Origin of the sequence: Candidatus Uabimicrobium amorphum (assembly GCF_009002475.1) — a bacterium.
GTDB classification, from domain to species: Bacteria; Planctomycetota; Uabimicrobiia; order Uabimicrobiales; family Uabimicrobiaceae; genus Uabimicrobium; species Uabimicrobium amorphum.
Genome location: NZ_AP019860.1, coordinates 8,092,587 through 8,106,105 on the forward strand (window position 1 = coordinate 8,092,587; position 13,519 = coordinate 8,106,105).

The 13,519-nt window shown below is 42.6% G+C and carries 11 protein-coding genes; 3 read left to right on the forward strand and 8 right to left on the reverse strand.

All coding sequences use genetic code 11. From position 1 onward, the window contains the following. Positions 1-50: 50 nt before the first annotated feature. The 3 genes from rarD to UABAM_RS28430 form a co-directional block, all read right to left on the reverse strand. Positions 51-914: an EamA family transporter RarD gene (rarD, locus tag UABAM_RS28425; protein WP_229759443.1), complete on the reverse strand. Its 864-nt coding sequence runs from the start codon at positions 912-914 to the stop codon at positions 51-53. Next, entirely contained in the window at positions 835-1,089 is a 255-nt protein-coding gene (locus tag UABAM_RS33840; protein ID WP_229759453.1) for a hypothetical protein, read from the reverse strand. Before UABAM_RS33840 ends, rarD begins: the two co-directional genes overlap by 80 nt. Before the next feature lie 1,121 nt (positions 1,090-2,210). Continuing rightward, the gene (locus UABAM_RS28430) at positions 2,211-2,963 is read right to left on the reverse strand and encodes a LamG-like jellyroll fold domain-containing protein (protein ID WP_152022068.1); all 753 of its coding nucleotides are present in this window, start codon (positions 2,961-2,963) and stop codon (positions 2,211-2,213) included. A gap of 288 nt (positions 2,964-3,251) precedes the next feature. Between UABAM_RS28430 and UABAM_RS28435 the strand changes: the two genes are divergently transcribed. Continuing rightward, on the forward strand, positions 3,252-4,352 hold the full coding sequence (locus UABAM_RS28435; protein WP_151971375.1) for a methylated-DNA--[protein]-cysteine S-methyltransferase: 1,101 nt from the start codon (positions 3,252-3,254) through the stop codon (positions 4,350-4,352). On the opposite strand, the gene UABAM_RS28440 is transcribed toward UABAM_RS28435, so the two are convergent. Further along, positions 4,349-5,248: an FkbM family methyltransferase gene (locus UABAM_RS28440; protein ID WP_151971376.1), complete on the reverse strand. Its 900-nt coding sequence runs from the start codon at positions 5,246-5,248 to the stop codon at positions 4,349-4,351. The two genes, UABAM_RS28435 and UABAM_RS28440, sit on opposite strands and share 4 nt — an antisense overlap. 143 nt (positions 5,249-5,391) lie before the next feature. On the opposite strand from UABAM_RS28440, the gene pdxR reads away from it, so the two are divergent. Beyond that, positions 5,392-6,843, forward strand: coding sequence for a MocR-like pyridoxine biosynthesis transcription factor PdxR (gene pdxR / locus UABAM_RS28445; protein ID WP_173013630.1), 1,452 nt, complete (start codon positions 5,392-5,394; stop codon positions 6,841-6,843). Positions 6,844-6,886: 43 nt separating this feature from the next. On the opposite strand, the gene UABAM_RS28450 is transcribed toward pdxR, so the two are convergent. After that, complete coding sequence (locus UABAM_RS28450; protein WP_151971378.1) at positions 6,887-8,614, reverse strand: thiamine pyrophosphate-binding protein; 1,728 nt, start codon at positions 8,612-8,614, stop codon at positions 6,887-6,889. 300 nt (positions 8,615-8,914) lie between these two features. Here UABAM_RS28450 and UABAM_RS28455 point away from each other — a divergent pair, with 300 nt between their 5' ends. Further along, entirely contained in the window at positions 8,915-10,018 is a 1,104-nt protein-coding gene (locus tag UABAM_RS28455; RefSeq protein WP_151971379.1) for a ParA family protein, read from the forward strand. A 78-nt stretch (positions 10,019-10,096) separates the two neighbouring features. On the opposite strand, the gene UABAM_RS28460 is transcribed toward UABAM_RS28455, so the two are convergent. Genes UABAM_RS28460 through UABAM_RS28470 form a run of 3 tightly spaced genes read right to left on the reverse strand, consistent with a single transcriptional unit; the run spans position 10,097 to position 13,516 of the window. Then, on the reverse strand, positions 10,097-11,935 hold the full coding sequence (locus UABAM_RS28460; protein WP_151971380.1) for an N-acetylmuramoyl-L-alanine amidase: 1,839 nt from the start codon (positions 11,933-11,935) through the stop codon (positions 10,097-10,099). A 30-nt stretch (positions 11,936-11,965) separates the two neighbouring features. Further along, positions 11,966-12,835 (reverse strand): NAD(P)-dependent oxidoreductase, encoded by an 870-nt coding sequence (locus tag UABAM_RS28465; protein ID WP_151971381.1) that lies wholly within the window; start codon positions 12,833-12,835, stop codon positions 11,966-11,968. 9 nt (positions 12,836-12,844) lie between these two features. After that, positions 12,845-13,516 carry an NAD(P)H-hydrate epimerase gene (locus UABAM_RS28470; protein ID WP_151971382.1) on the reverse strand — a complete coding sequence of 224 codons (672 nt, stop codon included), beginning with the start codon at positions 13,514-13,516 and terminating at the stop codon, positions 12,845-12,847. Between the last annotated feature and the right edge of the window lie 3 nt (positions 13,517-13,519).

Here is a 13,519-nt window from a genome sequence, read left to right on the forward strand (position 1 = left end):
TGTATACTGGTAAGCCGACACAGGAATCATACACAACCTAAGCGAAAAAATCAAGCTGAATCGTCTGTCGCTGGAGATAAACCGACCATGACAGCCTTGTTATTTTTGTAAAACACATAACTTTCCACACAAAAAATCACAATCGCCAACCAAATAAAACAAAAGCCAACCAGTTGCGAAAAAGAAAATTTTTCGTTGTAGACAAACACTCCAATCAAGAACTGCAACGTCGGAGCAATATAGTGCAAAAACCCCACCGTATACAGCGGAATCTTCCGCACACCCGCCGCAAAAAACAATAACGGTGTGATCGTAGCGACACCGGTGATGAGTAGTAGTGCTTGTGTCGAAAACGAACTGTCGGAAAAAGTACCGTTCCCCGAAGATTCGAGATGCACTAAACAAAACACCGCCGGTAAAAACATAAACGCCGTTTCCACAAAAAGTCCCGACAACGCACCAAACGGTATCATTTTGCGGATCAAACCGTATATCCCAAACGTTGCCGCCAGCACAAAGGCCACGACAGGAAAATGCCCGTAGACAAATGTAAGATAACAAACTCCCAAAGCGGCAACGATGATCGCAAATATCTGAACGCGGCGCACCCCTTCTTTTAAAACAATGATTCCCAAAGCAATCGACAACAGTGGATTGATAAAATAACCCAAACTAGCTTCCACAATATACCCATTGTTCACCGCCCAGATAAATATAAACCAATTGCCAGCAATAAGCGCCGCAGACAAAAATCCCCACAACAGCATCTTTGGTGATTCACGCAACAACGCAATCCACTTCCAGTTACGCAACGCCGTGAGTAAAACTCCCATACTAACAAACGACCACAACATGCGGTGAAATATAATCTCCGCGGCTGGTACATGCGCCAGTTGTTTCCAAAACAGCGGCAATATTCCCCAAAGGAAATATGCGCAAATGACAAATATATACCCCACAATTTACTCCACAAATAAATACCATAATCGTCATAATCGTAACAGTAACAATCGTAATCGTAATCGTCACCGTAGCCGTAGCCGTAATCGTCACCGTGACCTTGACCGTGACCATGACCGTCAATGCCATTGATTTAAACGTAAATATTTTTCAACGATAAACTTACCTTGCTGTGTCATCCCTGACTTGATCAGGGATCCACGAACAGAAGTCGACTTTATATTGCTGGATCCCGTATCTTTCCAAAAACCCTTGGTTTTTGGGTACGGGATGACAAGTCTTGTAAACCTTTTTAGAATTTACACTTACCTCTTAAGCCAATGGCATTGGACCATGACCATGACCGTCAATACCATTGACTTAAACGTAAATATTTTTCAACGATAAACTTACCTTGCCGTGTCATCCCTGACTTGATCAGGGATCCACGAACAGAAGTCGACTTTATATTGCTGGATCCCGTATCTTTCCAAAAACCAAGGGTTTTTGGGTACGGGATGACAAGTGTTGTAAACCTTTTTAGAATTTACACTTACCTCTTAAGTCAATGGCATTGGACCATGACCATGACCGTCAATACCATTGACTTAAGCGTAAATAATCGATAAAAGACTTACATCTTAGCTTAACAGCCGTGTGCTTTCGCAGGGATGACAACTGATTTACCCAGTTTAGTTTTTGGTTCCATAAAGCACCTAGTACTCTGGAAAGTTAGTTGTGATACTTCTTTGAAGTGTAGTATTTACAATGCGATGCCCTCCTGCCGGCTAATCGCCGGCTGTCCTCCCACGGGAGGACTTACGTATAGCACTTCGTAATAGAAAAAACGACACGTTAATGCGAAACAAACTCATGCTTATTGACCCGAACCAACGTTGCGTTTTTTCAATACTTTTTGATATACGTAAACTCTCCCGTGGGAGAGTCAGCGGCGACTAGCCGCTGGAGAGGGCATCGCATACCAGCAATTATTGACATTTAAGCGACGTCTTGAATTTAACTTTACAGAGTACCAGTTTAGTTTTTGGTTCCACAAAATACAAGTTTGTAAATCGTTAATTGATTTTTATCACGTTTGAATCAGACTACCTATTTGAATATCCAACTTTTTTTGGGGGAACGGGCGGACACTAGGTCCGCCCCTACATTTCCGCTGCGCTGCCCTCGATTTCCTGGATTGCGGTTAAACTTCCAAAAACGAAAAAAGCCAGCTTAATAGCTGGCTAATTATATGCTTAATTGGTTAAGGTTTACTTTCTTTTGCGAAAGTATCCGATCGCGAACAGACCGAATAGGAATGCGATGTATGTAGATGGCTCTGGAACAGCTGCAAATTGACTCGTTACTTGCTCGATACTTAAAGCACGGTCGTAAAAAGCAATTTCATCAAGTACGCCATCAAAACCGAAGTTTTGATTGTCTCGAAAACCGATCCTTGCAACGTCTGGTACGGATCCTTGGTATGTCTCAATAGATGTATCTTCTGCTTCAAGAACACCATCGATGTATATTCTACGAGTAGTTCCGTCTTGAGTGTATACTATCTGTGAAAATTGGCCTGTAGCTATTGAATTTTGACTCACTAATGCTCCACCGCTATTAGGGAATTGGTCAAAGAATACTCTACCGCTACTATCAAGAAATAAGTAATTACGTGTGTCTATATTGTTAGTATTAAACTCACCATAGATAGCAGTTTGCGCGCCAAAACTATTCGCGTTTACCCAAGCAACTATCGAAAAACTAGTATCTGAACCGATAATAGAATTATTTCCCAAATCAATGCTTGAGTTTCCATCGAAAGAGAATCCTTGGTTGAAAGCCCCATTAGGAGAGATAGATACTCCGTTCAGAGTTCCATTTGGTCCACCGTTTCCCGACTGGTCATTTGCAGTATTGTCATCAGCATCATAAAATGCTATTAGACCATCTGTCGTTATTGGAGCAGCAGCGATAACACTACTTAATATAATTGAAATTAAAATAAAATATATCTTCTTCATAAAATCTCCTTAATCATAGTTGTTCATTTCAATTGAGATTACATAATACCACAACAAATTCAACAAAGTCCAAGTCTTTCGCGCGTTTTTAGAATTATTTGCAAATGTGCGGAATTCGCACATTTTTTAAGTACTCAACATGTAAAATCTTATGTACAAATGTGCGGATTTCGCACATTCATTTGCGCAAGAAAAATCGCAGATGAATTCGTCTTACTCCCCACAATAAATTATGTTAAGATGAAAAATATTTCTCTACGATCGCACACTTTATAAAGGAAAAACGACGTGCCACACTACCTATTTGACACCAATATCGGTAAAGTCGTCCTCTCATGGCAAGACGACCAACTCAAAGGCGTTGCCCTCGCTACGCGCGGTTTACATATTACCAAGAGTAAAACCCCTACGTGGGTAAAAGATATCGCTAAAAAAATTCGTCAACATTTGCAGGGCAAATACTGTGATTTTGATGATTTGCCTTTGGATTTGTCTTCGTTTACCGAGTTTCAAAAAATGGTATATCGCGGTTGTCAGGACATTGGCGTTGGTGAAACTTTGAGCTATGGTGAACTTGCAAAAGTCATCGGTAGACCTAGAGCGGCGCGCGCTGTGGGAACGGCGCTCAAGAAAAATTTGTTTCCCATTGTCATTCCTTGTCATCGTGTGCTTGCGGCGGGAAGGAAGCTAGGTGGCTTTTCCGCGCCTGGGAGCACATGCACCAAGTATCGCCTTTTGCAAATCGAAAAGGCCAAGGTCGCCAATGTCGATGAGGAAATTGTGCGGTGGGATGAAGGTGTGAAGATGCTTGGCAAAAAAGACAAAAAGCTCAAAAATGCCATGCAAAAAATAGGGACCTTTCACTTGGAGAAGTCTTCGGCACATTCGCTGTTTGAATCTCTGGCGATGTCCATCGTTTTCCAACAACTCGCCACCGCGGCAGCGCGCGCTATTTGGCGGCGTTTTTGTGAGTTGTTTCCGCGTAACATTCCTACGCCGAAACAAGTGATGCGCTGCGATGAGGAAACACTACGTGGTGCGGGACTTTCGCGTAATAAGATGCTTGCCATTCGCGATCTCGCGCAGAAAACTTTGCAAGGTGACATCATAAATGACGACGCAAAACTCACGGCAATGACGGACGCAGAGATTATTGAAAGCCTAACTCAAGTTCGCGGAATTGGGCGCTGGACAGTACAGATGTTGCTTATTTTTTACCTACGCCGCCTGGATGTTTTTCCCGAAGACGATTATGGTATTCGCAAAGGCTTTGCGATCCTCTATGATTTAGCAGAACTTCCTACTCCCAAGGAAATGCGGAACGCTGCACAAGAGTGGCAACCGTATCGCAGTATTGCTTCCTGGTATTTGTGGCGTTTGACGGATTAGAGGTTGTCAAATATACCGCGAAATTCATCTAAGCGTTTGTGGCTAACAAATAGATAGTTGAGGTGCTCGCTACTCGCCTCGACAACATCTTTTTCAACCAAGCCTTGCGTGGTAATGTGAAAAAAGGCGTATTGTGCGGTGGAAAAGAAACTTTGTATGCCTTGCTCTTTGCCAGGTAAAACTTCGCAAATTACAAACGGCTTATGGTTTAGGAGTGTGTCTTTGCATCCATTTAGTACTTTAAGTTCCGCACCTTCCACGTCTATTTTTAATAAATCTACGGTATCCAGTGACTGATTTGCCACAAAGTGATCGATGGTTGTTTGCGGAACCTGTACGCATTTGCAATTTTCCTTGAAACCCGCAACAGTGGAAGCGGAAGTGGGAATTGCTGTGGAGTGGGGAATATACAGTTCAATGAAACCGGAAGGCTCGTCGGAAATCGCACAACAGTGTGTGTGGACTTCGTCCATTTCATTTAGCGCTAAATTCGGTAATAAAGACTTGTGGAAAATATCAGGTACGGCTTCGAAGGCATGGACAACAACGCCTTTTTTCGCGGCGATGAGGGAGTAAATTCCGGTATTGGCTCCAATATCCAGAAAAACGTTACTGTGCCGTAGTAGTTTCTTGAACACCTCCATCGTGTGTGGTTCGAAACCCGCCATTCCTCTCCAAAATAACGCCGTAGCGATCGTGTCATTGCCGCAGCCTCGCATGAGCAATGTATCGCGATCACATGAGAATTTGACGGTACCAATGACAGGTATACGGCTCAAATCTTGTGGTAAAAAAGAGATGAAGGGGCGAAGTATCCACTGCAATAATTTATTCACAGGTGCAAAACACAGTATTTTCTTTATAATAATTTTGAAAGTGGAACTATTTTTTAACATGCGATATTTTCACAAATGAAGTGTTTTTTTGTATCACCAAACAAAGCCTACAAGACATAAGTCTTTTTATAACAAATACTTTTGTGGCCTTCATTTTGAAGGTCTCAAATTTTATTCTGCGACAATTGTACATGGAACTGACAATGAAATCAAACATACCCGAAAGTTTTTCCTTTGATATTTCGCGTAGCACGGTGCCTTTGTACCGTCAAATTTACGAGCAACTAAAGACAGCGATACTCTCGCAACAACTTGCTCCAGGCACTAAATTACCCGCATCGCGGGAACTCGCCACACGTTTGCAAGTTTCGCGCAATACAGTGACCAATGCTTATGAAAAATTGTGGAGCGAAGGATTCGTGGAAGGACAGATTGGTGCGGGAACTTATGTTGCGCACATCGATTTTACCACTTTGCAAACGACAAACTTCAACGAAAAAAACGATCAACGGCCTTTGTTATCGCAACGCGGGGAGAAAATCTTTGCCTGTGCGAAAAAAGATTACATTGCAAAGCCAGAAACATTTACACCTGGCATTCCCGATATTAAAGCCTTTCGCAAGGACGTTTGGGCGCGTATATTGTCGCGACAAGCTCGTTACCACATCGAGGATCTTTTTGCTTATGATTCACCAGCGGGCTACGCACCGCTGCGTACAGTTGTGTGCCAATACTTGCGCGCCTATCGCGGAGTAAAGTGCGACACAGAACAAGTGGTCATCATTAGCGGAGCGCAACAAGGCCTCGACTTAATCGCGCGTTTTTTGATAGACCCTCATGAGAATGTCGCCATGGAAAACCCCGGTTATTTGGGTGCGCGCAATGCATTTTTCGCCGCACAGGCACAAATCATTCCTGTAGATGTTGACGCAGCAGGCTTGAAAATCGATGATTTGCAGCGACAACGCGATGTGCGCTTGCTTTATTTAACGCCATCGCATCAGTATCCATTGGGCATGACACTGTCATTGGAAAGACGCATTCAAATTTTGCAATGGGCACGACAACAAAATGCGTGGATTATTGAAGATGATTATGACAGTGAATATCGTTACGCGGGACAACCAATAGCTGCCATGCAGGGCATCGATAATTCCGACAGAGTACTTTATTTAGGAACGTTTAGTAAAGTTTTATTTCCGGGTCTACGCATCGGCTATATGGTCGTTCCCAAAGCGCTCGTACCTGTTTTTTCTCTAGCAAAATCGATTTGCGACCATAATTGCAGTACGTTGCTGCAAGCCGCGTTGGCCAGTTTTATTGAGGCAGGGCACTTTAATAGTCATTTGCGCAGAACGCGTATATTATACAAGGAAAAACAGCAATACTTCCTACAAGTATTCGCCCACAAGCTCAGTAAATATTGCACCATCGAACCTAGTGCCACCGGTATGCACCTTGTCGCATTCTACAATGGTGATGATCGTGAGATAACAAAAGAGGCTGTAAGACATAACTTGGTCTTGCGACCTCTTTCGAGCTATTATTTACAAAACCCACGCAGTGGTTTTGTATTAGGGTATGCGGGATACACTCTACCGCAGATTTATGAAGGTATTTGTACTTTGGAGAAAATATTCACTCGCAAAAACTAGAAATCATTAGAAACGTTTTCTAGTTTCGCGAAAAAGTTTCATCTCAAATAGAAATAGAACCTTTGCGAAAATCTGTTTTACCGATAATGGCATTGATCAAAACCGGTTTACCCGCAGCGCATTTCTCTTGGGCTTCTTTTACAATGTCTGGTATTTTGTTGGCTTGATCTAATAACAACCCTTCGGCGCCAAAACCAGCAACCACTTTTTCATAAGAACTGTGTTCCAGAACCGTCCCAACATCGTCGGCAAATATTTGCACTTGCTCACGAGCAATTTGTGACCAGCAGGCATCATTCCCCACAACCGCAATCACTGGCACATTATGGCGTACGAAAGTATCCCACTCGCATAAACTGTAACCAACAGAGCCGTCTCCATACACAATCCAGACCTCGGCGTCTGGTCGGCATAATTTTGCTCCTAGTGCAAATCCAGCCCCAACACCTAGAGTACCGAATGCTCCCGGATCTAACCATGACAAAGGTTGTGGACGCAAGATGTAAGACGCCGTTGCCACAAAGTCGCCACCATCCGCGACGATAATCGATTTTTCTGACATCAGTTTTTCTAAATGCTGAAATAAATGAAGAGGATTCACACCTGTCGTTTCCTCCTGTCCCTGATGGCTGATTTCTTCATCGCGTTGTGCATCTCTTTGCTTTAAACTTTGGAGCCACCCTTCGGCAAAAGAATTGTTTTCGCAAAACCTCGCCAGTTCCAACAAGAAATTTCCAGGGTCGCAGAGAACACCTAAATCAGGTACTCGATTCTTACGCAAATCTTTTGCACTGCGATTGATCGAAATATACTTCGCTTGCGCCGGGATATGCCGACCATAGTTCATACGAAAATCGCAGGGCACCCCCACTAATATCACTAGGTCACTCTCTTTCAGAGCTTGGCGCCGCCGATGTCGTAATTGCAAAGGACATTGTTTTCCCAACAAACCACGTGCCATTCCCGATAAATACGTCGGAATGCCTAACTTTACGATTGCCTGCTGCAAAGCATTGGCGTTTTGCGGATGCAGTGTCGCCTGGCTACCAACCAGCATTACGGGCCTTTGCGCTTGATGAATACAGCGCACCATCGCATCAATATCTTTCTTTCTAGGGGCAAACGATGCAACTTTCAATTCTCGAAAAGACGGTTGCCAATTCACTCCAGAAAATATTTTTTTTACATGACGCTTTAAATAAGCCTGAAACAAAGACGCGCGTATGTTTTTGCCTTTCTCTTCTTTAATACCATACCAGTCCCTGACAACCGATTCTGCATATAAAAGATCTACGGGAATTTCAATAAACACTGGCCCAGGTATTCCCTCTTGGCAAGTGACAAACGCTTTTTCTAATTTAGGGAGTATTTCGCGAACACTCTTGACAGTTAATGCCAGTTTGGTGTGTGGCTTCATTAGAGCCATTTGGTCTATGTCCTGTAAAGAACCACGTCCTTTCAACATCGTCGCTGTCGCCCCACCAAAAATAACAACCGGTGATTGTGCCATCTGTGCATTTTTCACCGCGGTAATCGTATTGGTAAGCCCAGGGCCTGCGGTCACCGCTGCGACACCAGGGATTCCCGTCAATCGCGCGACAGCATCCGCCGCAAAAACAGCAGTCACTTCATCGCGCACATCCACCACGCGAATACCTTTTTGCTTAGCACCTACCAGAATAGGAGAAATATGACCTCCGCACAGGGTAAATAAAAATTGAACACCTTGGCGATGTAAAAAAGAAGCGATGAGATTACCAGCATAGTCCATTATGGATTCCTTTCTTTTACAGTTTCATCTAAACGAAGTTTTATAGTACGTCAAACTTATTGGTATAATCAAACGAAAAAGATTGTCTTTCTCCAAAAGAGTTATAAGTGTTTGCAGTTTATGATAAACTAAAAGATGAATATACAAATGATAGCATTGGGTCAGGTGACGGCTGAAAAATTTTGTATATCGCGAGGATTTTTTTAAGCGGTGATTCCGGAAGTAGACTTTAACACCGTTTGCAAATCCACAATTGGTAAACTGGTGATTTTTCATTTGATAGTTAAAACGAGAAGATACATGATTACACTGGTAAAGATAAATTGCAGTTATTTTGAACAAGCATGTGTTCAAACCATTATTGGAATCTTAGGAACTCTTGACAAGTTTTATAACAAAAAAACAATCATTGTTGATCTTAGCCCGGAAGGATTGACCACTCTAGCTTTTGGAATATCTTCCTTGTCGCGGAAAAATAACATCATAGATGTCGTGTCTGGTAAAGTACATTACGAAGACGCTATTTTCTGCCAAAATAATTCCAATTTTTGTATTCTTCCTTATGGTTATTATGTTGAGGATTGGTATCCTGATGAAGATAACTTCTTACTTTTGGATGAAGTTCTGCAAAAATTAAATTCTACTTTTGATTTTGTTTTTGTTTATGACTCTAGTTTAAATTGTTTTTTTTATCCTCACATACTAGAAATGGTGGACAATGCTCTTTTTCCAACAAACGCAACTTACAGCCAGGCCATTGTTTCTGTGCTACAAGGAATGAGAGAATTCAAAGAACACAATGCAAAGATACGAGAAAAAAAACATATTTTAGGCGTTGTTGGTCACTATGAAAAGATGGATCAAATTGTAAAAGAAGTCTTTCGATACTGGGAAGAAAAACGTGTGAAGTTATTCAAACCCATTATTGAGGTAACTAGGGAGTTTACCGAGTCTATTGGTTTAGGGGAATTCATATGGGATTATGCTCCTGACTGTAAAAGTATCAAAGACTATCGAGAATTATCACAAGACTTTTTAAATACATGCTCTAGAAAAATAGTACGCAGTAAAGTTCTTGAGGATGTGGATGATGGAACAAACTATTACGGATGTACTTTTTTTCTTCCGGAGACAAAGTTTTACCAAGTTTTGTGTTCGCGTTTCGAGCATTGTAGTTTTCGTAGCAAAATACAATTCCATAGTTTACGCGGTTGTGAGTTTGTAAATTGTGGTTTTTCTGATGAATTTTTACTGGATTTGTCAGATTTAAATTTAACACGGCTTCCTTGGTATATCTATACAATTCGCGACTTGAAAACGTTAGATATTTCTGGTAATTCTCTGGGAGATCAAAGCATGCGTTTGTTGCTCGAACACTTGCCAGATTGTCGTATCATCCGTTAGGCCCTAAACAAAAAAAATACCAGATGTAAAGTTACACCTGGTATTTTCATCAAGAACTATTTGTAAAGAGGCAACCTTCTAGTTACCATTTCGCGACCAGTGTGGTGGATCGCTGGCGAGTTTGCGAACGCCATAGGTTTTTCCTACTTCCCACAATGTTCTATTCGAAGCTCCGGAACGTGGAGATCCAATAGAAACCGTGCGACCGTTGGCATCCTTGATGCGCAATGTACCACTCCAGCTAACCGACATATCGATCGCTTCGCCGCGAATGTGGTTTGAGGAAAGTGCGGGACGATATACGATTCCGTAAGCACTTACCATCGCACGCGCTGCGGAAACGGAAGCACTTGTGGACCCGTGCCACCATTCGATATTTACACCTGACTTGGCAGGTACGCTACGTGGATTGTAGCCTTCCTTTGCAATACGGTACGCCCAGTGCATTAAGAAAGCTCTTTGTGGAGGACGTAGGGTATTGGAGATAGAAACGCTTGCTCCGGCATTTCTCAATGCATTGTAGAAACGCGTCATGCTACCGCGGAAAGGTTCGTTCAAGTCTTTGATCTGGCGACTCGGAGGATAAAACTTCACCCAGTGTGCACCACTGAGACTTTTAGAAGGAGAACCACTACCACCTGATAGTCCCAATGAACCCCAAACGGTTTCACCAGATTTTACCGTGCGTGAACTGCTGTTGGACTTAAAGCCAGACTTGCTCACGGTATAACTGTAGCTACCAGGAGAAAGTTGAAAACGAAAAATACCATCGCTACCTGTGGTCTGCTTGCTACCATTGTTTAGTGTGACGGTTGCACCACTAATACGCGCGCTAGAACCTTTGTTGCTATCATAAACAGCACCGATTAGAGTTCCTGATGCTTGGGCATTGACATCTTCTTGCACTTCGCCACGCACAATGTAATTGGCGACATCACGTCGTATTTGCGGCAAACGATCGTATAATCCAGAACCAGGACAAAGAGTACTAGAAAAATCTTTGTGTCCATAAATGCTATTTGGACTGATACCGTATTTGTCGCACAACCACGCCAAAACGCGTATCATCGCCTTGTAACCATTCGGATGCACTTGTTCGATATCATAGTCACCAATCAAGTTGACACCAACGTTATTGGTATTTGCTCCACCAGTGTGTGCTCCAATCACGTTTTCCGGACGTCCTTGGTAAATTACGGTGCTTCCCGAACTGTAAGTACCGATAAGAAAGTGGTATCCAATATCCGACCATCCGTTGCTATCCATATGATAATTTTGAATACCGCGAATGGTGGATGCGCCTTTAAAACTAGAAGCAAGAGGACGATAGGTATGGTGAATGGTGAGTTTACGTGGACTGTGATAACTATAACCTTTTTTAGGTTGACGTGCTCCCCAGTCGCGACGTGAAACAATACTCGGTTTTAAAACTCCGCGACTTTGTTGCTGTACATAAACTTCAGGTTGCAACATCGACGGAATCACATAATCATAACTTACTTGAACTTCGCGAAGTTGCGGAGAGTGGCCATCTTCACTACGAACAAAGACTACACGATAACGATATGTGTCGTATGAGCCGTCAAAGTGGACATCAGCCTCAGAGCTTTCTACTTCATGCCACGCGCTCCAATTTCCATTGTTATCACCCGCACTTACTTCAAAGCGCAGTGCTGCCCCTTCGGGAATTTCGGCGTAGTAATTGATTGAGATAGCGTTAAAGTATGTACGCGCCTTGATGTCTACGGAAGTTAGTTTACCTTCATTTTCGTCAAGGACCATGAAGTTTTCAAGTAACGTAACATTTTCACAAGAACATTGATTCATATGCTCCGCGGTGAAGCGATCGGTGTACTGCAAGTCCATGTGTGCACATGTGAAAGTGATGCACAGTAATACAAAAATAATTTGTCTCATTAAGACCTCCTGTTTGTCAAAGTTAAATCATTAACTTACGAAAGCTGATATTTTTTGTTCAACTATTTCCCCTATACGTTTCAAATTCTCCGCACTTGACGAAGCAATATGAGGAGAAGCAAAACAATTCTTGGTTTCGACAAGTGTACGATCTTCGGGTGGCTCTACCTCCCAAACATCGGCGGCATAACCAGCAATATGTCCAGACTCTAACGCTGCGGCAACATCTTTTTCCGCAACACATTGTCCACGTGCGGTGTTGATGACATATACACCTTGCTTCATTTTGGCGATGGTTTCGCTATTGATCAGGTTTTTTGATGCGTCGTTTAACGGTGTATGCAAACTAATAAAATCCGATTGGCTCAAAAGCTCGTCTAGAGATTTCATTTCAGCATATTCACAGTCTACAGGCGTTCTTTTGTAAGCGATCACTTTCATGGAAAAGGCCTGTGCTCTTTTTGCCAGTTCTTTCGCAATACGTCCATAACCGATGAGTCCAAGAGTTTTGCCGTGTAATTCTGTTCTTTTACACTGTTTCTTCAACCACTCCCCAGCTTTCATTCCGTTGTGAGCTTTTATAATTTGGTTAGGCATGGCGATCATCATCGCAAAAGCCATTTCGGCTACGGCAATACTCGAAGCTTCGGGAGTGTTGTCTACGCGAATGCCTTTTTGTTGTGCATAGTCGCAGTCAACATTATCTAACCCCACACCGCCACGAATGATCATCTTGAGTTCGGGGGCTTTGTCAATCCACTCTTTTGTACATTTGGTTTTACTGCGAATAAGAGCAATATTTGCTTCAGCTAAACGTTCTATGTCGGAAAATACTTCGCCATATGCTGCCAATTTTTCTGGTAATGACGAATCAAAAGCATCGCAAATTAATATTTTCATATAAAACTCCTATAGCTTTTCTACTAACTCCTTTGGTATAGAAATATCAACGACTTCGATATTCCCCGTTACATTTGGGCCGTCTTGAACAAAAAAGCCTTTTTTAGGAAGAGCAAACGTAATAGTGAGTTCTGCGGGCAGAATAACACCATAAATTTCCCCCGTATTGCCATCAAGCCCTGAAGGGATATCAATCGCAATATTTTTTTTATTCCACGACTTTATTTCACTCATTATCGTATGTAAATTTCCAGAAATATCGCGGCAAAGACCTGTACCGAATATTGCATCGACAACATAGTCGCAGTTTTGCCATATGTCTTTGTATTCCTTTAAAGAATCTACATCACTGACTTCCCGAATGGGTATTTTCATGTTTTGTAATATACGTAGATTGATTCCTGGATCACTGTCAACGGGAACTTGTGCAGCTTCGCCAAGAAAAAAGACATGAGTATTCATACCGTTGTTGTGCAAATGACGTGCGATCACAAAACCATCACCGCCATTATTGCCTTTTCCACAAAAAATAGCAACGCTTTTTTGTGCCCCCATCTCCCGAGCGATAATGCGCGCCGCGCCTGCACCTGCGTTCTCCATGAGTACAACACTTGGAATTTGGTACTCCTCTATGGCGATGCGATCCAATTCGCGAATTTGCTCTTTACTATAAGCTTTCATGCG